General features: G+C 59.4%; 20 protein-coding genes and 5 tRNA genes. 8 read left to right on the top strand and 17 right to left on the bottom strand.

Annotated elements, in window-relative coordinates; genetic code table 11:
- The first annotated feature begins 4 nt into the window (after nt 1-4).
- Nucleotides 5-1,696 carry a molecular chaperone HscC gene (locus BK670_RS03655; RefSeq protein ID WP_123448649.1) on the top strand — a complete coding sequence of 564 codons (1,692 nt, stop codon included), beginning with the start codon at nt 5-7 and terminating at the stop codon, nt 1,694-1,696.
- Here BK670_RS03655 and BK670_RS03650 read toward each other — a convergent pair.
- From BK670_RS03650 to gltX, 12 genes are all read right to left on the bottom strand, one after another.
- On the bottom strand, nt 1,693-4,389 hold the full coding sequence (locus BK670_RS03650; protein WP_123448648.1) for a J domain-containing protein: 2,697 nt from the start codon (nt 4,387-4,389) through the stop codon (nt 1,693-1,695). The genes BK670_RS03655 and BK670_RS03650 overlap by 4 nt on opposite strands.
- A complete protein-coding gene (locus BK670_RS03645) occupies nt 4,386-5,081 on the bottom strand; it encodes a DUF1266 domain-containing protein (RefSeq protein ID WP_123448647.1) in 696 nt (231 codons plus the stop codon). The genes BK670_RS03650 and BK670_RS03645 overlap by 4 nt, the downstream gene beginning before the upstream one ends.
- A gap of 187 nt (nt 5,082-5,268) precedes the next feature.
- Nucleotides 5,269-5,715: an Hsp20 family protein gene (locus tag BK670_RS03640; protein WP_123448646.1), complete on the bottom strand. Its 447-nt coding sequence runs from the start codon at nt 5,713-5,715 to the stop codon at nt 5,269-5,271.
- Between the two features lie 122 nt (nt 5,716-5,837).
- Nucleotides 5,838-6,797, bottom strand: coding sequence for a tRNA dihydrouridine synthase (locus BK670_RS03635; RefSeq protein ID WP_085711993.1), 960 nt, complete (start codon nt 6,795-6,797; stop codon nt 5,838-5,840).
- A gap of 158 nt (nt 6,798-6,955) precedes the next feature.
- Entirely contained in the window at nt 6,956-7,405 is a 450-nt protein-coding gene (locus BK670_RS03630; protein ID WP_123448645.1) for an acyl-CoA thioesterase, read from the bottom strand.
- Nucleotides 7,406-7,450: 45 nt separating this feature from the next.
- Nucleotides 7,451-8,284 carry an alpha/beta fold hydrolase gene (locus tag BK670_RS03625; RefSeq protein ID WP_123448644.1) on the bottom strand — a complete coding sequence of 278 codons (834 nt, stop codon included), beginning with the start codon at nt 8,282-8,284 and terminating at the stop codon, nt 7,451-7,453.
- A gap of 29 nt (nt 8,285-8,313) precedes the next feature.
- Complete coding sequence (locus tag BK670_RS03620; RefSeq protein ID WP_123448643.1) at nt 8,314-8,853, bottom strand: TetR/AcrR family transcriptional regulator; 540 nt, start codon at nt 8,851-8,853, stop codon at nt 8,314-8,316.
- A gap of 181 nt (nt 8,854-9,034) precedes the next feature.
- Nucleotides 9,035-9,110, bottom strand: a tRNA-Glu gene (locus BK670_RS03615).
- A gap of 79 nt (nt 9,111-9,189) precedes the next feature.
- Nucleotides 9,190-9,265 (bottom strand) — tRNA-Ala (locus BK670_RS03610).
- Nucleotides 9,266-9,318: 53 nt separating this feature from the next.
- A tRNA-Glu gene (locus BK670_RS03605) sits at nt 9,319-9,394 on the bottom strand.
- A gap of 79 nt (nt 9,395-9,473) precedes the next feature.
- Nucleotides 9,474-9,549, bottom strand: a tRNA-Ala gene (locus BK670_RS03600).
- Nucleotides 9,550-9,751: 202 nt separating this feature from the next.
- A complete protein-coding gene (gene gltX / locus BK670_RS03595; RefSeq protein ID WP_123448642.1) occupies nt 9,752-11,233 on the bottom strand; it encodes a glutamate--tRNA ligase in 1,482 nt (493 codons plus the stop codon).
- A gap of 228 nt (nt 11,234-11,461) precedes the next feature.
- Here gltX and BK670_RS03590 point away from each other — a divergent pair, with 228 nt between their 5' ends.
- Both BK670_RS03590 and BK670_RS03585 read left to right on the top strand, forming a co-directional pair.
- On the top strand, nt 11,462-12,511 hold the full coding sequence (locus tag BK670_RS03590; RefSeq protein WP_123448641.1) for an HlyD family secretion protein: 1,050 nt from the start codon (nt 11,462-11,464) through the stop codon (nt 12,509-12,511).
- Nucleotides 12,501-14,051 carry an MDR family MFS transporter gene (locus BK670_RS03585; protein ID WP_123448640.1) on the top strand — a complete coding sequence of 517 codons (1,551 nt, stop codon included), beginning with the start codon at nt 12,501-12,503 and terminating at the stop codon, nt 14,049-14,051. Before BK670_RS03590 ends, BK670_RS03585 begins: the two co-directional genes overlap by 11 nt.
- Nucleotides 14,052-14,164: 113 nt before the next feature.
- Here the strand turns inward: BK670_RS03585 and uvrB are convergent, their stop codons facing one another.
- Nucleotides 14,165-16,180, bottom strand: coding sequence for an excinuclease ABC subunit UvrB (uvrB, locus tag BK670_RS03580; RefSeq protein WP_007913411.1), 2,016 nt, complete (start codon nt 16,178-16,180; stop codon nt 14,165-14,167).
- Between the two features lie 337 nt (nt 16,181-16,517).
- Here uvrB and BK670_RS03575 point away from each other — a divergent pair, with 337 nt between their 5' ends.
- Both BK670_RS03575 and BK670_RS03570 read left to right on the top strand, forming a co-directional pair.
- Nucleotides 16,518-17,714, top strand: a complete 1,197-nt coding sequence (locus BK670_RS03575) for an amino acid aminotransferase (RefSeq protein ID WP_008083015.1) — start codon at nt 16,518-16,520, stop codon at nt 17,712-17,714.
- 224 nt (nt 17,715-17,938) lie between these two features.
- Complete coding sequence (locus BK670_RS03570; protein WP_123448639.1) at nt 17,939-18,139, top strand: hypothetical protein; 201 nt, start codon at nt 17,939-17,941, stop codon at nt 18,137-18,139.
- On the opposite strand, the gene BK670_RS03565 is transcribed toward BK670_RS03570, so the two are convergent.
- Nucleotides 18,136-18,366, bottom strand: a complete 231-nt coding sequence (locus BK670_RS03565; protein ID WP_123448638.1) for a hypothetical protein — start codon at nt 18,364-18,366, stop codon at nt 18,136-18,138. The genes BK670_RS03570 and BK670_RS03565 overlap by 4 nt on opposite strands.
- 220 nt (nt 18,367-18,586) lie before the next feature.
- Here BK670_RS03565 and BK670_RS03560 point away from each other — a divergent pair.
- Nucleotides 18,587-18,662: transfer RNA gene (locus BK670_RS03560), tRNA-Asn, on the top strand.
- 229 nt (nt 18,663-18,891) lie between these two features.
- Here the strand turns inward: BK670_RS03560 and BK670_RS03555 are convergent.
- Nucleotides 18,892-20,415: a nucleobase:cation symporter-2 family protein gene (locus BK670_RS03555; RefSeq protein ID WP_123448637.1), complete on the bottom strand. Its 1,524-nt coding sequence runs from the start codon at nt 20,413-20,415 to the stop codon at nt 18,892-18,894.
- A gap of 254 nt (nt 20,416-20,669) precedes the next feature.
- Here BK670_RS03555 and BK670_RS03550 point away from each other — a divergent pair, with 254 nt between their 5' ends.
- Together BK670_RS03550 and BK670_RS03545 are read left to right on the top strand one after the other, a co-directional pair.
- Nucleotides 20,670-20,954, top strand: a complete 285-nt coding sequence (locus BK670_RS03550) for a BrnT family toxin (protein WP_123448636.1) — start codon at nt 20,670-20,672, stop codon at nt 20,952-20,954.
- 3 nt (nt 20,955-20,957) lie between these two features.
- Nucleotides 20,958-21,284: a BrnA antitoxin family protein gene (locus tag BK670_RS03545; RefSeq protein ID WP_122609056.1), complete on the top strand. Its 327-nt coding sequence runs from the start codon at nt 20,958-20,960 to the stop codon at nt 21,282-21,284.
- On the opposite strand, the gene BK670_RS03540 is transcribed toward BK670_RS03545, so the two are convergent.
- A complete protein-coding gene (locus BK670_RS03540) occupies nt 21,281-22,114 on the bottom strand; it encodes an arylamine N-acetyltransferase family protein (RefSeq protein ID WP_123448635.1) in 834 nt (277 codons plus the stop codon). The two genes, BK670_RS03545 and BK670_RS03540, sit on opposite strands and share 4 nt — an antisense overlap.
- Nucleotides 22,115-22,215: 101 nt before the next feature.
- Nucleotides 22,216-23,010 carry an exodeoxyribonuclease III gene (gene xth, locus BK670_RS03535; protein ID WP_123448634.1) on the bottom strand — a complete coding sequence of 265 codons (795 nt, stop codon included), beginning with the start codon at nt 23,008-23,010 and terminating at the stop codon, nt 22,216-22,218.
- Nucleotides 23,011-23,081: the final 71 nt, after the last annotated feature.

The following is a 23,081-nucleotide window of genomic DNA, read 5'->3' as shown; positions in this document are numbered from 1 at the left end:
TGTCATGCAGGATGCAACCCTCCCCCGCCCGGCTCTGCTGGGCATCGACCTTGGCACCACCAACAGCCTGATCGCCGTCTGGCAGGACGGTCAGGCCCGCTTGATTCCCAACGCTCTGGGCGATGTGCTGACGCCCTCGGTGGTCAGCCTCGATGAAGACGACACGATTCTGGTCGGCAAAGCCGCCCGCGCTCGCCTGACTACCCACCCGGATCGCACCGCCGCAGCATTCAAGCGCTTCATGGGCAGCGATAAACAGGCCCAGCTCGGTGCTCGTCAGTTCAGTCCGGAAGAGTTGTCGGCGCTGGTGCTCGGTTCACTCAAGCAGGACGCCGAAGCCTTTCTCGGTCACGCCGTTTCGGAAGCGGTGATTTCCGTCCCGGCATACTTCAGCGACGAGCAACGCAAGCGCACGCTGTTTGCCGCCGAACTGGCCGGGCTCTCGGTGACGCGCCTGATCAACGAACCGACCGCCGCAGCCATGGCTTACGGGCTGCACGAGCAGAAATTCGAACGCACGCTGATCTTCGATCTGGGCGGCGGCACGTTTGATGTCACGGTGCTGGAATACGCTTTGCCACTGATCGAAGTGCACGCCTCCACCGGTGACAACTTTCTCGGCGGCGAAGACTTCACGGCCGCGTTGTTGCAGGCCTGCCTGAAACACTGGCAGCTGACCCCGGCCATGGTCGATGCGCAAAGCATGGCCAGCCTCGGCGACGCCCTGGAGCAACTGAAATGCAAACTCGCTGAAGGTGTGCAGCCACTGAGCTGGCGCCATGGCGACAAGACGTTCGAATGGTCGCTGGACGAGGCCGCTGCGGTAAAAATCTGGGAGCCGCTACTGGCCCGTTTGCGCGCGCCGATCGAGCAAGCCCTGCGCGATGCCCGCCTCAAGCCGCGCGACCTCGACAGCCTGGTGCTGGTCGGCGGCGCCACGCGCATGCCGGCGGTGCAGCAAATGGTCGCGACGCTGTTCGGGCGCCTGCCTTACCGGCATCTTGATCCGGATACCATTGTTGCGCTGGGGGCGGCGACACAAGCGGCGTGCAAGGCGCGTGACGGGGCGGTGGAAGAGTTGATCCTGACGGATGTCTGTCCGTATACGCTGGGGATTGCGACCATGCGTGGCGAAGACATCAAAGGCGCTTTCTCACCGATCATCGAACGTAACACCATCATTCCGACGTCACGGGTGGAACGTTATTACACGACCCATCCTCAGCAAGCCCTGCTGCGCATTGCTGTCTATCAGGGCGAGCGGCCGTGGGTGTGCGACAACATTCTCATTGACGCTTTCGATGTCACCTTGACGCCCACTGCGCACACTCAGGCGCTGGATGTGCGCTTCAGTTATGACATCAACGGTTTGCTCGAGGTTGACGTCACCCTGCTCGAAACCGGCGACCGCCACAGTCACAGCATCGACCGCAGCCCCACTGGCCTGGATGAGCAAGCACGCCGAGACAGCCATAACCGGCTGTCGACGCTGAAAGTCCATCCACGCGATGCACTGCCCAACCGCACGCTGCTGGCCCGACTGGAGCGGGCATGGATGCAAAGCCTCGGCACGCAACGCGAGCAGATTGCCGAATGGTTGCACAGCTTCACCCTCGTGCTCGGCGGCCAGCAACCCTCGGCGATCGCCAGCCATCGCGCAGAGCTGAACAAGGCGCTGGATCAAATGCGCCTCTAGCCGTTGAGCCGCCGCAAAGCAGCCTGCAGGCCGCCGGACAGCATCTCGGATTCACCGCTGTCCGGCGGCACGCCATAGCGGTTGGGCAGCTTGTCACCGGGGAAACCGAATAGCAGCAACGGCAGGAATGGCAACATCGGCGTCAGCGCCATGAATATCAACAATGTCGGGATGCCCCGGCCCATGTCGTGCAGGCGACGTAAAATCGCGCCGAGCAGCAGCAAAACACCAAGCAACAGGATAAGAATGCCAGCACCCGTGGTACCGCTGATCAGCCCGGCCACCGGCGCAATCACCACGCAGGCCAAGACCTGAGCGATAAAAGCCTTGCGCCCCAACCGCGATCCCAGACGCCAGATCGCTCTCGCCGGTACTGGCTGAACATCGCTTTTCGCCAGCAGTAATCGTTCCGACCAGGACAATATCGCGCAAAGGGCCAGGCGCAACCCGACGCTGTTCTGCACATCGTCCTTGCCCTGTTGCAGTTGGCGCAGGACGCGCGTTTTCGGCACCCCGGCAGCGCCATAGCGAATCAAGCCCTTGAGTGCATCCAGCGCTTCATACGCCAGCAGTTTGTCGACACCAAAATCCGTCAGCACTTTACGCGGCGGCCACACCGGTTCGCCCTTGATCAAGCCGTCGCGAAAGCCTTCGAACCAATCGTCTTCACAACTGATCGCCGCGATCGACTGCAGCAATGCACGATGCTGCTCGGCACTCAGGCTCGGGTCGTGATAAAGCACGCCCCAGAACATCATCAACCCCAGCAAATCGTCGCCGCACGCAGCACGATCGCTTTCGAGACAAGTGTAAAGCAGGGTATTGGCAGGTAATCGCGCGCTGTCGAGTGCCTGCTGAACGCTGAACAATTGCTGCACCAACAAACCGTGCACCGGATCATGGCCTTGCAGCCATCCCAGCAAACCGTCGCAATGCCCTTGTTCACGCTGCAAGCGCCGCAACAGAGGCTGCAGGCGACTCAAAGGATGGGCCGGATTGAATGCCAGACGCTCCAGGCACTGCGCATCAATCATGTGCAACCAGCGTTCGGGTTGTTCCAGCAATGCCAGTAAAAACAAGGTCTGCGCGTGCCACTCCCACGTCGCCTCGCCCAGCCCGACCGGAGGCAACTGAATCCCGCGACGGCTCAACTGGAGCATCAAGTCGAGTTCGGACAAGTCACAGTCGTCTTTGACCGCCCCCAGCTTGAAGACTTCGGCGATTCGCTCCAGCGCAGCTTCGTTGTAGGGCCGCAAGCGGCGCAACCATAGCCGACAGACTTTGTGCGGCTCGCCTCTCGTCAGCACCTGCGGCAATGGCCGCGAGCTTGAATCTGCGTCACTGAAAACGCGCATGGCCAGTGCAATCGGTGCCCCGCTCAACCAACGCAAGTGTTGCTCAGCCTGATATTTGAATCCGCTCATCACCAGGTTTTCGAGGGCATCGATCGGCAGCGGTGCATCCAGAATCTGCTGCAGCAAAGCCGAATCACCCCGGTGCAGTGCCCAGGCGTGCCGGTACAGATGCAGCAATCGGCTGTCGGCATTTTCGCCCAGCAATTGCGCGATCAATGGCAGTTCATCACCGCTCATGCGCCAATCGACAAAACTTTGCGCGAGGCTATCAAGCGCTAATCTTCCGACACCCAGCCAACGGTTCAGCGTCTCGGGATGTTGTGACGGGCTGCCATACACCTGGCCGTCATCGCCGAGATCCTCCGACCAGTCAGAGCAGTCCTCCAGGCGATCGAATGCCTGAATCAGCAGAGGCAGAAAAGTCGGCTGTCGCTTGGCACACATTTCCAGCAGGCGACTTTCCGCCATTGGATGACGATGTTCGTTCCACAGCCGGATCCAGCAAGGCAATGCCTGATCATCCTGGCCCAGCAGACTGCTCTGACACGCCAACAGGTAAAGCCAGTCCACATCATCCGGTGCTGCAAGCTGCTGCTCGACGCAGCACTGCAAAAATATCGGCACGCCGATGCCTGCCTGAGTGAACTGCACCAACAGCCGCTTGAGGAACGCGGCATCATCCGGCAACGGCAAGCACGTGTGTCGACCGGCAAAGTCGGCGAACTCATGAAGCGGACGCTGCGCGAAGATGAAATCGAGACTACGGGCGTACCACAGCGATTCGGTCTGTGCAGCCTCTGACCATGTGCTCATCAGATCCGTATCGAACGGGTCAGCCGTTTCGATTCGCTGGAGAAAGAATTCCACCTGACGGGCGTCGTCGTACTCCAGATCCAGCAGCTGTTGATCCCACGCCATGCGTTTTGCCAACAGATTCGCACAGCGGTACGACAACGGACCGGCGTCAGCGAGCCGGTGGTACAGCCCCCAGCTGAGGTCATCGAGCACCTCCAGCGGCAGCTCATCCAGGCCCCGGACAAATGCCCGCCACGCGGCAAAATTGAAGCGGCGAGCGGGATCATCCAGCAACTCGCAGAAATCCACGAACGCCTGAGGGACTTCAACGACCTTGTGTTCTGAGGCTTCGAGCGTTTGTTCGGGCTCTTCTTCCTCTTCCTCACGCGCCAGACGCAGGGCGTTTTCGTAGGCCATGCGCAACGCCTGGAAGCCTTGCGGGTCGGTCTCCGGGTGATGCGCCGGCAAGCGTGCGCGGTAGGCATTGCGAATCAGGTTTTCGTCGGTGGTAGGCTCGATGCCCAAGCGGATCCAGCAACTCATGACCAGTCGAACTCCTTGAGCGATTCCGGACGTGGCGGCGGATCAATTTCCAGGTGCCATGGCAAATCAGCCAGAAACCGAGGAATATTCTCGGCAAGCCCGCGGGCAATCCGCACGTTGAGGGCACTGGCCCCTTGCCGATCCAGCTCGCGCGCCAGCTCATGGTCACTTGCGCTCAGGCACGACCAAAAGGTTCTGCCCACGACAAAGCCATCGAAGTAAGCCATCCAGCTACCGTAGTGAAACTGCGCTCTGAGGGCCAAACGACTGTGGAGCCAGTTGCTCTCATCCAGGTCAATCCACTGATTGCGCACCGCGCAACGCAAGAGAAAGCCCATGCGGCCGTAGTCCCAGGACAATATCCCGCCCGGCCCGCAACTGCCGAAGGTGCGGCTGGCAAACTCATGCAGGATGCGCTCACGGGCCGGCAGATTTTCCAGCAAGGCTTGCCATTCACTCGGCAGACAACGCTGCCAGGTCAGATAGGCCGCGCTGAGGTGTTTGGCATGGCCGTCGTCAGTCATCCGTTCGAGCATGTCGAACAACTGCCCACGGTCATCGATACCCCAGCTGTCTTGCAGATCGATGTAGTGATCGTCGCAGAACGCGGGATCGTCGTAGCTGGCCCCGGTATTGATCGCCGCCATTGGCGCAGACAAGGCACACAGCCAGCGCTGTTGAATATCGTCCATGAAAAAAGGCTCCAGGCCGACCGGTGAGGAATGGGGTCGGCAAAACTGCGGCGGATTGTAGAGAAACCGCCGCCAGCGGCAAAGTCGAACAGCGTTTTTCTTGCAGGCACAAAAAAGGCCCCGACGTATCGGGGCCTTCATTCAGCGGCTCATCATCCGTTCAGACGATTGTGTTGCGGCACATGACTCAGTGCTGCAACGCCGGCTTCTGCGTCCCGTTGATCGGGATGCGTTTGGCTTTCGCCTCTTCCGGGATCACGCGCAGCAGGTCGATGCTCAGCAGACCGTTGCTCAGATCCGCCGCCTTGATCTCGATGTGATCGGCCAGGCGGAAGGACAGCTTGAAAGCACGCTGGGCAATGCCCTGATGCAGGAAGGTCACGCCTTCGTTGGCATCACGCTTGCCACCACTGATGGTCAGCACACCTTTCTCGACTTGCAGTTCCAGGTCTTCTTCCTGGAAACCGGCTGCCGCTACGACGATGCGGTATTGGTCATCACCGTGTTTTTCCACGTTGTAAGGTGGATAGGTGCTGCCTGGCTCGTTGCGCAGGGCGGTTTCGAACAGGTCGTTGAAACGGTCGAAACCCACCGAGGAACGGAACAGTGGTGCGAGGGAAAATGCAGTACTCATGGTTCAAATCTCCTGAAAACAAATCAGCAAGTTTTTTTGTCTCCGCGACCCGAATTCGGCATCGCGTAACCCTTAGATAGGGACCGCTGAAATGATTTCAAGCGCTTATTTGCAGATTTTTTTCAGGCTGCTTCGGCGACCGGCAGACCGAGCAAACGCGAGACTTGATCCGGCTCCGTCTCACGGCGCAGCACGGTAAACAGCTCGGTGGCCTCGGGATAATTGCGCGTCAGCATGGCCAGCCATTGCTTCAAACGGCCCGGCGACTGACGTGCAGTCATCTGCGCTTTGGCTTGCAGCCAGAAGTCCTGAATCAGCGGCATCAGCTCGGCCCAGGTCATCTCGACCACTTCTTCACCAGCGCGGGCGGCAGCGATTTGTTTGGCCAGATCCGGGCGCGAGACCAGGCCGCGACCGAGCATGATGTCTTCTACGCCACTGATTTCGCGGCAACGGCGCCAGTCTTCGACGCTCCAGATATCGCCGTTGGCGAACACCGGGACCTTGACCACGTCCTGAACGCGCGGAATCCACTCCCAATGCGCCGGCGGTTTGTAGCCGTCCATTTTGGTTCGGGCGTGAACCACGATGTGCTCGGCGCCACCTTCGGCCAACGCCGTGGCGCAGACCAGCGAACCGTCCGGACTGTCGAAGCCCAGGCGCATTTTCGCGGTCACGGGAATATGTGCAGGCACAGCGCGCCGGACATGCTCGACGATCTGGTTGAGCAGTTCCGGCTCCTTGAGCAGGACCGCACCGCCACGGGATTTGTTGACGGTCTTGGCCGGGCAGCCGAAGTTGAGGTCGATCACCTCAGAACCGAGCTCGCAGGCCAACGCAGCGTTTTCCGCCAGGCACACAGGGTCAGAACCGAGCAATTGCACGCGCAATGGCACACCGGAGGCCGTGCGGGCACCGTTGAGCAGCTCCGGGCCGAACTTGTGGAAATAGGCCGGCGTGAGTAACTGGTCGTTGACCCGAATGAATTCGGTCACGCACCAGTCAATGCCGCCAACGCGGGTCAGCACGTCGCGGAGGATGTCGTCGACCAACCCCTCCATGGGCGCCAGAGCAATTTGCATGGGAAAACACTACTTGAAGAAAAACGTGCGGCAGTTTACTGGATATCGCAAGAAATCGCAGAAACCTTGTGGGAGCGAGCCTGCTCGCGAAAGCGGTGTGTCAGGTATGCATATATCAACTGACAGACGGCTTTCGCGAGCAGGCTCGCTCCCACATTTTAGATTTGAGCGGTGTCGGGGATTTGGATCGCCGGTCCGTAGCCCTCAATGAATTCCGCCGGCATGCGCTTCGGCTTACCGGTCGACAACTCAATGCAGACAAACGTGGTTTGCGCGCGCAACAGCGTGGCGTTGTCGCTCGGGCGCTTAAGCTGGAAATGCCGGGTCATTTTCAGGCGCTGATCCCAGTCGACGATCCAGGTCGCCAACTGCAGTTCGTCGCCTTCGTAGGCGGCGGCCAGATAATCGATCTCATGACGCACAACCGCCATCGCCCGATCCAGTCGCCGATACTCGACCAGATCCAGCCCCAGACGCTGCGAGTGACGCCAGGCGCAGCGCTCGAGCCAGGTCACGTACACCGCGTTGTTCGCGTGGCCCAGCCCGTCGATGTCCTCGGCACCTACTTGCAGATCAATGGTAAACGGCGTTGCCCGATCCCAACCCATGCCCCACTCCCGGTCAATGATTCAACCCGGGCAGTGTAACGGAGCTCAGGCCGATTGGCGCGCCTGAAGGCTACGACCAGCCAGCAGTGATAGCACGCCATCAATCACCCGAGGGTCGGCCAGCACACGCTGATGACCACCGCCTTCGAGGCGCAACAGACGACTGTCGAACCAGGCTTCGTGGATCAATTGCGACTCTTTGACCGAGACGAAGCTGTCGTCCTCGGCATGCACGATCAGGCCGGGCATATCCAGTTGATAGTGGGCAACGTCGAGCGTGGCAGCGCGCATACCGACATCTTGCTCGACCTGACGGATGAAAGCGGAACGGGCCCGGGGCGGCATGCCGACGTAGCGGGCGAAACCGCGCAGCACGCCAAGAATACGCGCGGGCGCGGCGATACTGACGAGGGTTTCGGTACGCAAGCCCAGTTGCACGGCGAGCATGGCGCTGGCGCCGCCCATGGAGTGGCCGATGACCGCTTGCAGTGGCGGCAGCTCGGCAGCGGCTTCGAGCATCGCCCGAGCGAACAACACGACGTTGGCTTCACGCCCCGGCGAACGACCGTGGGCCGGACCATCGAGCGCGACGACGGTATAACCGGCATCGACCAGTGCAGTGATCAGCGCGGCGAACTGGGTTGGCCGCCCTTCCCACCCGTGCATCAGCAGCACCGTCGGGCCTTGACCCCAGCGCAGCGCCGAGAGGCCAAAGCGCAAAGTGATGCGTTCGGAGCTGGCCAGCAGTGGCAACTCCCAATCCCGAAGAGGCAGTGAACGTGGCGTCATGAATGCCAGACGCATTTTGCTCGCCACCCGTTTCGGTGCAATCCAGCCCAAGGTGCCATTAACGCCACGAACCCACTTCAACGTGTTCATCGCTCTCTCCTCAGGCATGCGCCTTCAGGTCAACGCACCGCCGACTTGGCAGCGCGCAGCAATCGATCGGATAAATCTCCCGGACCCAGTGCCCTTGCGAGCGCCAGGCCACCCACCATCAAGGCCACGTCGGCCAAGGCTTTGTCGGTGTCCTCAGGGCTGGACGCCAACTGCGCGATCATCAATTCCACATGTTCGTTCAGCGCAACGCGGAACGACTCCGGCAAACGACCCAGTTCGCCGATCGAAGCTGGAATCGGGCATGCCGTATCGCTGGAATCACGATGTTTGCGCGACAGATAAAACGCTGCGACCAAGGCGCGACGCTCCTCGCCGGTCAGCTCGGCATCCATGTCGGCAATCAGATCGCGGCGACGGCCGAGCAGTTGCTTGAACGCCTCGAGCATCATCGCGTCCTTGCTTTCGAAGTGCGCATAGAAACCGCCGACGGTCAGGCCGGCTGCGCCCATCACTTCGCCCACGCTAGGATCGGCCGGGCCACGCTGGATCAGCGCGGCACTGGCAGCCTTGAGGATGCGTTCGCGGGTTTGAGCTTTTTTATCGTTCATCGTTGCCTCCGAATATTACGAATAGAATATTATTCTCATAATAATATTCTGCAAGTCAAGGATATGACCGCTGGTCTGAAGCACAGTGTAAGGAAAAAGGAGAATTGGCCAAACGCCAGACAAACAAAAGGGCCATTCAATAATTGAATGACCCTTATAAATCCCGCAGAGCGGGTAATCGTGGCGTCCCCTAGGGGACTCGAACCCCTGTTACCGCCGTGAAAGGGCGGTGTCCTAGGCCACTAGACGAAGGGGACACAAACCTTCTATACAACTGATCAGTGCTGAGTGCTGATCGATTCAAGGCCGGTGTGGCCAGACCTTGAACTGTAAAATTGGTGGAGCTAAGCGGGATCGAACCGCTGACCTCCTGCATGCCATGCAGGCGCTCTCCCAGCTGAGCTATAGCCCCGGATTTTTCGCCTCTCGGCGGAGTGACATTCTGCAACATCACTTCTGTAAAACTGGCGTCCCCTAGGGGACTCGAACCCCTGTTACCGCCGTGAAAGGGCGGTGTCCTAGGCCACTAGACGAAGGGGACGCAAACCCTTCTATACAACTGATCAACGCTGAGTGTTGATCGCTTCGGAGCCGGTGTGGCCAGGCTTCGAAGTGTAAATTGGTGGAGCTAGACGGGATCGAACCGTCGACCTCTTGCATGCCATGCAAGCGCTCTCCCAGCTGAGCTATAGCCCCTCATCGTTGATGTCATCGCTGAGGACGGGGCGAATCTTAAGGGCGTATCGAAAGCCTGTCAAACTTATTTTTGAAAAATTTCAAAATTTTTCGTCGGCATAACAATCACTTACCGCCCTCCCCCCGTAAATTCGGGAGAAGCGCCGAAGGCGGGATCAAAAGATCGCGACCTTCGGCTGCTCCTACGCAAAGCCGCAAGCGCTTAGGCGATAGCGCCCAGCAGCTTTTCCCACTCTTTGTTTTCTTTCTTCGACACGCCGCCCAGCAGGTCAATTGCCTGACGCAGACGATAGCGGGTCAGATCCGGGCCGAGGATTTCCATCGCATCAAGCACCGACACCGAACTCGCCTGCCCGGTGATCGCAGCAAACATCAGCGGCATCGCATCGCGCAGCTTCAACTCCAGCGATTCGACCACGGTTTGAATCGTCGCGGTGATGTTGTCCTTCTCCCACTGACGCAGGCTTTCCAGTTTCCACAGGATCAACTGCATCAACTGGCGAACCTGATCGCCCGAGAGTTTCTTCGACTCGAACAGCTTGGCATCCGGATTGACGCCGCCGGCGAAGAAGAAGCCGCCCAGCGGGGCAACCTGGCTGAAGGTTTCAACGCGGCCCTGAACGTGCGGCGCGATCTTCATCATGTATTCGGAGTTGAACGCCCACCTCTGCACGCGCGCGGCGAACTCTTCCACCGGCAGATCACGCAGCCACTGGCCGTTTAGCCACGACAGCTTCTCGATGTCGAAGATTGGCCCGCCGAGGGACACACGCTTGAGATCGAAATTGTCGACCATTTCCTGCAGCGAGAATTTCTCGCGCTCGTCCGGCATCGACCAGCCCATGCGGCCGAGGTAGTTGAGCATCGCTTCCGGCATGAAGCCCATGCGCTCATAGAACGTGACCGAAGTCGGGTTCTTGCGCTTGGACAGCTTGCTCTTGTCCGGGTTACGCAGCAGCGGCATGTAGCACAGCTCTGGCTGTTCCCAGCCGAAGTATTCATAAAGCAGGATCAGTTTTGGTGCCGATGGCAGCCATTCTTCGCCACGCAGGACGTGGGTGATGCCCATCAGGTGGTCATCGACCACGTTGGCGAGGAAGTACGTCGGCAGGCCGTCGGTCTTCATCAGCACTTGCATGTCCATGCGATCCCACGGGATCTCGACATCGCCACGGAGCATGTCCGGCACCACGCAAACGCCTTCGCTCGGCACTTTCATGCGGATCACGTGCGGTTCGCCGGCGGCCAGACGGGCCGCGACTTCTTCCTTCGACAGCAGCAGCGCGCGGCCGTCGTAACGCGGGGTTTCGCCGCGAGCCGTCTGCTCGGCACGCATCTGGTCCAGCTCTTCAGCGGTGCAGAAGCACGGGAACGCATGACCCATGTCGACCAGTTGCTGGCAATACTTTTGGTAGATATCGCCACGCTCACTCTGCCGGTAAGGGCCGTGCGGGCCACCGACGTCCGGGCCTTCGCTCCAGTCGATACCCAGCCAGCGCAAGGCGTCGAAGATCTGCTGTTCGGACTCGCGGGTCGAACGCAGCTGGTCGGTGTCTTCGATGCGCAGGATGAACTCACCGCCATGCTGCTTGGCAAAGCAGTAGTTGAACAATGCGATGTAAGCGGTACCTACGTGGGGGTCCCCGGTAGGCGATGGCGCGATGCGAGTGCGGACGGTGGTCATGGCATGTCTCGAAAAGAATGAAAAGCAAAACAATCAAGCGGCGAATGGTAACAGGCGACACCCGCCCCGCTCCAGCGGGCAGGGCATTTAAGCCAAGTTTGCCTCTGGAACGCCCGTAAGCCGCAGTGAATGGGCAAATATCAGCGGATAGCATTTACCGTTTATCGGCTGTATGCCAGATTCGCCTGCTGATAACTTTCCTTACAATTCCTCGACTACAGTTTGCCCATGCCTGCCCAACTCAAGCGTCGCCTGTTGATTTTCCTGCTGCTCGTCCTGCTGATCGCCGGGGGCTTTTTCGCCCATTGGTTTTTCAAGGGACGCTTTTATGAAAGCACCGACAACGCTTATGTCCAGGGCGAAATCACCCGTGTCTCGAGCCAACTGAGCGCGCGCATCGATGAAGTCCTGGTGCAGGACAATCAGCACGTGGAAAAAGGCCAGCTACTGATACGCCTTGAACCGAATGATTTCCGCCTGGCCGTAGACCGTGCCAACGCCGCCCTCGCCACCCGCGAGGCAGAACGCCTGCAAGCGCAAAGCAAATTGACTCAGCAAGCCAGTCTGATTGCTTCCAGCGATGCGCAAGTGGCGACCACCCAAGCCACCCTCGGCCGCTCGCAGATGGATTTGTCGCGCGCCGAAACCCTGCGCAAACCCGGTTACGTTTCCGAAGAACGCGTGACCACCCTCTCCGCTGACGCTCATATCGCCCGTTCGCAAGTGGCCAAGGCGCAGGCCGATGCGCAAGGTCAGCGTCAGCAGGTCAACGCCCTGAACGCAGAAATCAAACGCCTCGACGCACAGATTGCCAACGCCCGCGCCGATCTGGCGCAAGCCGAACTGAATCTGACCCGCAGCGAAATCCACGCGCCAATCAGCGGCCTGGTCGGCCAGCGCGCCGCCCGTAACGGCCAAGTGGTGCAGGCCGGCGCTTACCTGCTGTCGATCGTTCCGGACGAAGACATCTGGGTGCAGGCCAACTTCAAGGAAACCCAGATCGGCCGCATGCAGCCCGGGCAGAAAGCCGAGCTGACCTTCGATGCCTACAGCGACACGCCGATCGAAGCCCGGGTCGACAGCCTGTTCGCCGCGTCCGGCGCGCAATTCAGCCTGCTGCCGCCGGACAACGCCACCGGCAACTTCACCAAAGTCGTGCAACGGATTCCGGTAAAACTGACCTTCAAGGCCGACAACCCGCTGCACGGCAAGATCCGCCCGGGCATGTCCGTTACCGCCACCGTCAACATCAAAGACGCCCCGGACGATGGCCGGTGATGCGCTGATCCGCCCGGTCGGCGAACCGACCCGGCGCGATTGGATTGCAGTGATGAGCGTGATGCTCGGCGCCTTTATGGCCGTGCTCGACATTCAGATCACCAACTCGTCGCTGAAAGATATTCAAGGTGCACTGTCGGCGACGCTGGAAGAAGGCTCGTGGATTTCCACCTCGTATCTGGTCGCGGAGATCATCATGATTCCGCTGACCGCGTGGCTGGTGCAGTTGCTGTCGGCGCGACGCCTGGCGGTATGGGTGTCACTGGGTTTTCTGGTGTCTTCGCTGCTGTGCTCGATGGCCTGGAGCCTGGAAAGCATGATCGTGTTTCGCGCCATGCAGGGTTTCACCGGTGGCGCGCTGATCCCGCTGGCATTCACCCTGACCCTGATCAAACTGCCCGAACACCACCGCGCCAAAGGCATGGCGATGTTCGCCATGACCGCGACATTCGCGCCGTCAATCGGCCCGACGCTGGGCGGCTGGCTCACGGAAAACTGGGGCTGGGAGTACATTTTCTACATCAACATTCCGCCGGGCCTGATCATGATTGCCGGCCTGATGTACGGGCTGGAGAAGAAAGAAGCGCACTGGGAACTGCTGAAAAGCACCGACTACACCGGCATCCTCACGCTCGGGATCGGCCTCGGGTGCTTGCAGGTGTTTCTTGAAGAAGGCCATCGCAAGGACTGGCTGGAATCGAGCCTGATCGTGACCTTGGGCAGCATTGCACTGGTAAGTTTGATCACCTTTGTAATCGTGCAGATTTCCAAACCGAATCCACTGATCAACCTCGGCATCCTGCGTAATCGCAACTTTGGCTTGTCGAGCATTTCCAGCCTCGGCATGGGTGTCGGGTTGTACGGCTCGATCTATCTATTGCCGCTGTACCTGGCGCAGATTCAGAACTACAACGCCCAGCAGATCGGCAAAGTGATCATGTGGATGGGCGTGCCGCAGCTGTTCCTGATTCCGCTGGTGCCGAAGCTGATGAAGTTTGTTTCGCCGAAATGGCTGTGCACGATCGGCTTTGGATTGTTCGGGCTGGCGAGTTTTTCTTCGGGGGTGCTCAATCCGGACTTCGCCGGGCCGCAGTTCAATCAGATCCAGATCATTCGTGCGCTGGGACAGCCGTTGATCATGGTGACCATTTCGTTGATCGCCACGGCGTACATCCTGCCGCAGGACGCGGGGTCGGCGTCGAGTCTGTTCAACATCCTGCGCAACCTTGGCGGTGCGATCGGCATTGCCCTGCTGGCGACGCTGCTGGATGCGCGCACCAAGACTTACTTCGACTATTTGCGCGAGGCGGTGGTGCCGACCAATCCACAGGTGGCCGAGCGGCTGGCGTCGATGACGGATCGGTTTGGCAGTGATACGGCGGCGTTGGGTAAGTTGAGTGAGATCGTCCATCAGCAGGCGGCGATCATGGCGTACAACGATGCGTTTCACTTTGTCGGGATTGCGCTGGGGATCAGTATGTTGGCGATTTTGTTGACCAAGAAATTGCCAGAGGGGCTGAAGGCTGGGGAGTCTCATTAAGACCGAGTCGCCCCATTCGCGAGCAGGCTCGCTCCCACAGGGGTTTTGTGAACGACACAGATCCAAAGTGGGAGCGAGCCTGCTCGCGAAGAGGCCCGCTCAGGCAATGAAGATCAAACCGCCAAAAGCCGTTCGCGCAGTTTGGCAATCTCGTCGCGCATCTGCGCCGCCGCTTCAAACTCCAGATCCCGCGCCAACTGATACATCTTCTCTTCCAGCGCACGAATACGCTTGGTGATCTCGCTCGGCGAACGCAATTCGGCTTCGTACTTGGCGTTCTCTTCGGCCGCTTTGGCCATGCCTTTGCGCTTCTTGCTGCGCGAGCCGGGCACGGTGGCGCCTTCCATGATGTCGGCGACGTCCTTGATCACCCCGCGTGGCGTGATGCCATTTTCCAGGTTGAACGCTATCTGTTTGTCACGACGACGCTCGGTCTCGCCAATCGCGCGCTCCATCGAACCGGTCATGCGGTCAGCGTAGAGAATCGCCCGACCATTTAGGTTACGCGCGGCGCGGCCGATGGTCTGGATCAGCGAACGCTCGGAGCGCAGGAAGCCTTCCTTGTCCGCATCAAGAATCGCCACCAGCGACACTTCCGGCATGTCCAGACCTTCACGCAGCAAGTTGATCCCCACTAGCACATCGAATGTACCGAGGCGCAGGTCGCGGATGATCTCGACCCGCTCAACGGTGTCGATGTCCGAGTGCAGATAACGCACGCGCACGCCGTGGTCGGCGAGGTAATCAGTCAAATCTTCGGCCATGCGCTTGGTCAGCGTAGTCACCAGGACCCGCTCCTCGACTGCCACGCGTTTGCTGATTTCCGAGAGCAGGTCGTCGACCTGAGTCAGCGCTGGACGCACTTCAACCTGCGGATCGACCAGACCGGTCGGCCGCACCACTTGCTCGACCACCCGCCCAGCATGCTCGGCTTCGTAGTTGCCCGGTGTCGCCGAGACAAAAATGGTCTGCGGGCTGACCCCTTCCCACTCGTCAAAACGCATCGGCCGGTTGTCCAGCGCCGACGGCAGGCGGAAGCCGTATTCAACCAGGGTTTCCTTACGTGAACGGTCGCCCTTATACATCGCGCCGACCTGCGGCACGCTGACGTGTGATTCGTCGATCACCAGCAAGGCATCGGCCGGCAGGTAATCGTAGAGCGTTGGCGGCGCGGCACCGGCCGGACGCCCGGACAGGTAACGCGAGTAGTTTTCGATGCCGTTGCAGTAACCCAACTCAAGGATCATCTCCAGGTCGAATCGGGTGCGCTGCTCCAGTCGCTGGGCTTCCACCAGTTTGTTGTTGCTGCGCAGGTATTCCAGGCGCTCCTGCAATTCGACCTTGATGTGTTCGATGGCGTCGAGCAGGGTTTCTCGTGGCGTTACATAGTGGCTCTTCGGGTAGAAGGTGAAGCGCGGCATCTTGCGGATGACTTCGCCGGTCAGCGGGTCGAACGCGGAAATGCTCTCGACCTCGTCATCGAACAGCTCGATGCGGATCGCTTCCAGATCGGATTCCGCCGGGTAGATGTCGATCACATCACCACGCACACGGAAGGTCGCGCGGGCAAAGTCCATGTCGTTGCGGGTGTATTGCAAGTCGGCCAGACGCCGCAGCAGCGCACGCTGATCGAGCTTGTCGCCGCGATCGACGTGCAACACCATCTTCAAATAGGTTTCCGGGCTACCGAGGCCATAGATGCACGACACCGTGGTGACGATGATCGCGTCCTTGCGCTCCAGCAGCGCTTTGGTTGCGGACAGGCGCATCTGCTCGATGTGATCGTTGATCGACGCATCCTTCTCGATGAAGGTGTCGGACGACGGCACATAGGCTTCGGGCTGGTAGTAGTCGTAGTAGGAAACGAAGTATTCGACGGCGTTATTCGGAAAGAACGCCTTGAACTCGCCGTACAACTGCGCGGCGAGGGTCTTGTTCGGCGCCAGCACCAGGGTCGGGCGTTGTATCTGCGAGATGACATTGGCGATGCTGAAGGTCTTGCCCGAGCCGGTCACACCGAGCAGCGTCTGGTGCGCCAGCCCGGCTTCGATGCCTTCCACCAGTTGGCGAATGGCTTCTGGCTGATCGCCGGCGGGCTCGAAGCGGGTGACGAGCTGGAATTCGGACATATACACCTCTGGGAACGCGGCATTCCGAGCCAAGCGGAGCACCACGGGGACGACCGCAAACGACCGATGTCGCGCAAGAAAAAACCTGGATTGTGCTCAATGTGGTGGCGATTGCCTCACCTTTCAAGGCAAACGTCCTACATCCGGTAAAGACTCTGACACGCGCAGTCGACTAACGGTCAAGAAATAATCGGAAAAACTTACCCTAAAAGCCGAATCGCCTGTCGCCATTGTTCCGTAATGGCCTCTATACTAGCTCCCCGTTTGTGCACCGCTCTAGTGCATCCGGCTGGAGCGCGACACGTCCCTCCATTCTCCATTCAGAGCCGCCGCAATAATGAGCCTGTTCTCCGCTGTCGAAATGGCACCCCGCGATCCAATCCTGGGCCTCAACGAAGCATTCAACGCCGATACCCGGACCACCAAGGTCAACCTGGGCGTGGGTGTTTACTGCAACGAAGAGGGGCGAATTCCACTTCTGCGCGCCGTGATCGAAGCCGAAACCGTTCGCGCTGCTCAACACGCTTCGCGCGGTTACCTGCCGATCGATGGCATCGCCGCCTACGACCAGGCCGTGCAAAAGCTGCTGTTCGGCAACGACTCGCCGCTGATCAGCGCCGGTCGCGTGATCACCACTCAGGCCGTCGGCGGGACCGGCGCCCTGAAAATCGGTGCCGACTTCCTCAAGCAACTGCTGCCGAACGCCGTTGTGGCGATCAGCGACCCGAGCTGGGAAAACCACCGCGCGCTGTTCGAAACCGCCGGTTTCCCGGTGCAGAACTACCGTTATTACGACGCAGCCACCCACGACGTTAACCGTGCCGGCATGCTCGAAGACCTCAACGCCCTGCCGAACGGCTCGATCATTATCCTCCACGCTTGCTGCCACAACCCGACCGGCGTCGACCTGACCCCGGCGGACTGGAACAACGTGCTGGAAGTGGTCAAGGCCAAAGGTCACGTGCCGTTCCTCGACATGGCCTACCAGGGTTTCGGTGACGGCATCGATGAAGACGCCGCTGCCGTGCGTCTGTTCGCTGAGTCCGGTCTGACCTTCTTCGTCTCGAGCTCGTTCTCCAAATCGTTCTCGCTGTACGGTGAGCGCGTCGGCGCCCTGTCGATCATCAGCGAATCGAAAGAAGAAAGCGCGCGCGTGCTGTCGCAAGTCAAACGCGTGATCCGCACCAACTACTCCAACCCGCCGACCCACGGTGCGAGCATCGTTGCCGCTGTGTTGAACAGTCCGGAACTGCGTGCGCAGTGGGAAGCCGAGCTGGCGGAAATGCGTCTGCGCATTCGCGGCATGCGCGAGCAGATGGTTGCCCTGCTGGCAGAGAAAGCCCCGGGCCGCGACTTCAGCTTCGTCGGTCGTCAGCGCGGCATGTTCTCCTACTCGGGCCTGACCACTGAACAAGTGCATCGCCTGCGTAACGAGTTCGGCATCTACGCCCTGGACACCGGCCGCATCTGCGTGGCCGCGCTGAACCAGAGCAACATCAAGGCTGTGACAGATGCGATTGTTCAGGTCATCTGATTTCGCCGCTTGATGAAAAACGGGAAGCCTTGGGGCTTCCCGTTTTTTATTTGTCCCGATAGACGCCCCACACCCTCTAGACTGCACACAAATCAAACTGTAGGCCTTCGCCTGCTCGCGATAGCGGCGTGTCAGGTAATGACGCTTCGGCTGAAACGAGCTATCGCGAGCAGGCGAAGGCCTACAGGTTTTGTGTACACCCGAGATTTCTGAAGAGACCCTATATGAAAAACGACAACCTGCGCGCCGACCGTGACGATCTGGATGACTTCATCCCCCGCACCCCGGCCAAGCGCGAAAAGAGCCTGGTGTTGCAAGTTGCCACCGGTGTCTTCCTGGGTGGCCTGGTGCTGTGGCTGGTGCAACTCGCAGCCACTGCGGCTTACGCCAAACTGATGATGGGCACCATCACCTTCGGCAGTTAAGCCAGTTCGGCCGCACGCTGACTCGCGGCGTCGTCATAAACGACGTACAGCGATTCGGCGATCTGGCTTTTGATCGCCTTGGTGCTTTCAAGGCCCAGGACAAAACCTTCGGCCTTGCCACCGGCGCGGTTCAATTCCTCAGCGGTGCTGGCCTGGGTGATTGCATCGAAGAGTTTTTCGGCGTGGGGACCGACGCCCTTGGGCAGGCTGATTTGCGCGATGCTCATGCGAACACCTCGCTGTTGCGGGACAAATGGTTCATGACGCGGACCTTTTTCGGCGAATGGCCGGCAGCGCGTGTGACCACTTCCGGGCAGCCATGGTAGACCTCTGCTGCGTTTCTGGTAACCGCCAATCGCTGACAAGTCACCGTCCATCCAGAAGATTCAGTGTTTTTTATAACCGATGCTTGACTTCTCTTTTTGAATCAGTAACATACGCACCAATTCCGCAATAGCTCAGTTGGTAGAGCAAATGACTGTTAATCATTGGGTCCCTGGTTCGAGTCCAGGTTGTGGAGCCAAATAGCAAAGCCCCTGAATCGAAAGATTCAGGGGCTTTTTTGTGGGCGCTCGAAAAGATCAAAAGATCGCAGCCTTCGGCAGCTCCTACAAGTTCAGCGTTCATCCGCAGAATCGGCGGAGTATGAGATCTGTGGAGGAGCTGCCGAAGGCTGCGATCTTTTGATCTCGGAATGAAAAAGGGCCGATCTGTAAAAAACAGATCGGCCCTTTTCTATTCAGAGGCAGCCGTCAGACATGCTCACTGCTTTTCACCTGCACCTTCGGCGCACCGTGCCCATGATCGTGATCATCCGGCTCGATGACCGGCACTTCCTTGCCATCGCAGTCATGCAGCTTGCCGTCGCTGAAGTAATCGCCTTCACGCAGCGCCGCCAGATCGCGATAGCGCAAGGTCCGCTCTTCCGCCGCCGCAAACACCGATTGCTGATCCGAGTTACCGGCGGTGAAGTGGTTGAAGGCCAGGTTGAGCAGGATCGCCATGATCGCCGACGAGCTGATGCCCGAGTGGAAAATGGTCGCGAACCAGCTCGGGAAGTGATCGTAGAAGTTCGGTGCGGCGATCGGGATCATGCCGAAACCGATCGAGGTGGCGACGATGATCAGGTTGACGTTGTTGCGGTAATCCACCTTGGACAGCGTACGGATACCACTCGCCGCCACCGTGCCGAACAGCACGATACCGGCGCCGCCAAGCACCGAGGTCGGTACCGCCGCGATGACCCGGCCCATGAATGGCAGCAGACCGAGGACCACCAGGAAGACGCCGCCCGTCGCGACCACGTAACGGCTCTTGATCCCGGTGACCGCCACCAGACCGACGTTCTGGGCGAAGGCGCTCTGAGTGAACGAACCGAAGATTGGCGCAAACATACTCGACAGCATATCTGCCCGCAGACCATTGCCCAGACGTTTGGAATCGACTTTGGTGCCGATGATTTCACCGACCGCGAGAATGTCCGCCGAAGTCTCCACCAAGGTCACCATGACCACGATGCACATCGACAGGATCGCGGCGAAGTGGAAAGTCGGCATACCGAAGTGGAACGGCGTCGGGAAGCCGAACATCGGCCCGGTGGTGACGCTGGAAAAATCCGCCATGCCAAGGAACACCGCCAGCACCGTGCCGATCACCATGGCCAACAGGATCGACAGGCGCGAGATGGTCGAACTGCCGACCTTGCTCAGCAGCAACACCAGCACCAGCGTGACTGCCGCCAGACCGATGTTCTGCATGCTGCCGAAGTCCGGCGCATGGCTGTTACCGCCCATGGCCCAGCGTGCGGCCACCGGCATCAGCGTCAGGCCGATGGTGGTGATCACGATGCCGGTCACCAAGGGCGGGAAGAACTTGGTGATTCGCGAGAACACCGGCGTAATCAATAAGCCGATCAACGACGCCGCAATCACCGCGCCGAGCACGGATTGAAAGCCGCCCTCCCCGCCACTGCTGACGATCGCGACCATGGTCGCCACACCGGAGAACGACACGCCCTGCACCAGCGGCAACTGACAGCCAAAAAACGGCAGACCCAGGGTTTGCAGCAGTGTCGCCAGCCCCCCCGCAAACAATGAAGCAGCAATCAACAAACCAATGTCCGCCGGCGACAGGCCGGCCGCCTGGCCGATGATCAGTGGCACCGCAACGATACCGCCGTACATGGTCAGAACATGTTGCAGGCCGTAAGCCATATTCGCGCCGACCCCGAGATTTTCGTCCTCGGGCCGTTGGTGTGAAACATGGGGCGTTTTCATGGTGGGGGGTTCCCTGGTTTTTGTTATGCGCACACTGTATTCAATACTCACGACAAATGTCCATAGAGTTGTATACAACTTGTCAGTCACATAATGGATAGGTAGCCACCCAACCTTCTATCCCGCCGCTTGCATCCCCCACAAATCCGGCAACACATGCGCTTCTGTGTCTGCGCCAACGCCCACTAGGCTGAAGTGTTCATGGCGACCAGCGGCACCGTCGCACTCTTTTTTATACATATAAAGTATGCATAATGAAGTCATTCACTATTCAGTACGACAAAAGCAAGAACGCAGCCAACAAACTCAAGCACAAAGGCGTCAGCCTCGCCGAAACTGAACCGGTCTTCCACGACGAACGAGCGCTGACGATCGAGGACAACGACCATGACGAACAACGCTGGATCACTATTGGCCTCAACGGCAAAGGGCGTTTGTTGGTCGTTGCATACAGTTACCGGGACGCGAATGTCGTTCGAATCATTTCTGCACGTGCCGCCACACCGAGCGAGCGTTGCGCTTATTTTCTGGAGGCTTGACCGATGAAAGACGAATATGACTTTTCTCAGGGCAAACGCGGCGCAGTGGCGTCAAACAAAGGCAAAACCCGCATCACCATCATGCTCGACGACGCCGTCATCGAAGCGGCGCGTACGGTCGCGGAGAACGAAGGGTTCGGTTACCAAACGGTGATCAATAACACCCTGCGTCATGCGTTGCTGGATGCCGCTGCAAAACCGGAACAAGTCGAATCGAGCGGACAATTCAAGAAGGGCATCACCGCCGCCGACCTCAAGAGCCTCGAGAAAAAGCTGTCGGCAGCGGTTGGGGAAATCCGTCGAGTGCTGGAGCCCGACGCCAAACCCTAGACGGAAACAGACGCGATCACCCGCGCCAAAACCTGCCGCACGTGAGGCAGATCATGCAGGTGCAGACCAAACTCGCGCGCCAGCAATTCAATCAGCTCACCGACTTCCGCCACCTCGCGCCGCTCACTGCTGGCGCCCATGCGATGGAAAGCGAAACTGCCGTTGTTCAGCGTTTTGCGCCAACCCTCCCCGGTGCGTGCGACCATCAGACGTTGGGTAAACGGTGACTCCGGATGCGTCGAGACGTACCAGTTGCCGACCGTGTAATCGATGTCTTCCTGGCGTTGCAGATCGAACAGGTACATCGGCCGCCACTCACCCGCCACCTTGGCCTGCAGCATGTAACCGTCAGCCTGTTTTTCGATGCGATAAGGTTCGTGAGGAGTCGCTTGCTCGGCTTCAGTGTCGAGGAGCAACGGCGCGGTCGGCACCATGCCGCCGAAGCCGACATCGCTGATGTAGCGCACGTCGTCGATAGTCACCAGACTCAAACGGTGCGTGCGCGCTGTCCAGCTGCCTTCGGGCTGATTCATCACCACGCGCCCGCTGATGGCACGGGCGTCGAACCCCAGTTCCAGCAACAGGGCAAAGAACAGGTTATTCAGTTCATAGCAGTAACCGCCGCGCCCACCGAGCAAGACCTTCTCTTCAATGGACGGCAAGTCGATCAGTACCGGCGCCCCGGTGATCGTCGCCAGGTTCTCGAAAGGAAACACGCCGGTGTGGCGCAATTGCAGCAGGCGCAGGGTCGCCAGTGTCGGTTGCGGTGGCGTTTCAAAACCCAGACGTTGCAGGTACAGCTTCAGATTCGTCAGGCGTGGCTCACTCATTGCTCGATCCTTATGCATGGGGCCGCAGGTCGCTGCGTTGATGGTCGCCATGTATACGGGATCAGGCCCTGTTTTCGACAATTGATTTCGCCAATCGCCCGCTAGCGTTTCTTGCGGGAACCGATGCGAATCCACGTCGGCGCATGATCACTGGCGTGCGGTTCATTGCGCACCCAGGCGTCTACCCCGGCCTCATGCAAATACGGACTCAGCGCCGGGTTGAGCAATAGATGATCGATACGCAGACCGGAGTTGGTTTGCCAGTGCTGGCGAAAGTAATCCCAAAACGTGTAGAGACGATCCTCGGGATACAGATGCCGCAGCGAATCGGTCCAGCCTTGATCGAGCAAGCGCTGATAACACTCACGGCTCTGCGGTTGCAATAACGCATCCTTGAGCCAGGAACGAGTGTTGTAGATGTCCATGTCGGTGGGCACGACGTTGTAGTCGCCGGCCAGCACCACCGGGTGATCGCTGCTTTGCAGGTCTTTCGCGTAGCTGATCAACCGTTCGAACCATGCCAGTTTGTAATCGAATTTCGGCCCCGGCTGCGGGTTGCCGTTGGGCAAATACAGACACCCGACCAGCACGCCGTGCACCGCCGCTTCAAGATAACGGCTTTGCTTGTCATCGGGATCGCCCGGCAGACCGCGCCGGCTCTCCAGCGGCTGCGCGTCGCGGGCGAGAATCGCCACGCCGTTCCACGAAGCCTGGCCTTGCCAGAGCGCGCCGTAACCAGCGGCTTCCAGTTCTGCCGCAGGAAACGCCGTGTCGACCGATTTCAATTCTTGCAGGCAGACGATGTCCGGTTGTTCGCGCTTGAGCCAGTCCAGCAGGTTCGGCAAACGCGCGCGTAAACCGTTGACGTTGTAGGTGGCGATTCGCAGGTTTTTCATCGGCTGGGCTCCTGCACGTGGGCGGTAAAAAATCTGACCCCGAGACCCTCGCGGCGGTTGCATCGGATCGG

It is taken from the genome of Pseudomonas fluorescens (assembly GCF_003732425.1).
GTDB lineage: Bacteria > Pseudomonadota > Gammaproteobacteria > Pseudomonadales > Pseudomonadaceae > Aquipseudomonas > Aquipseudomonas fluorescens_BE.
The sequence above is the reverse complement of the archived record's forward strand: the minus strand, read 5'-3'. Positions and strand labels throughout refer to the sequence as shown.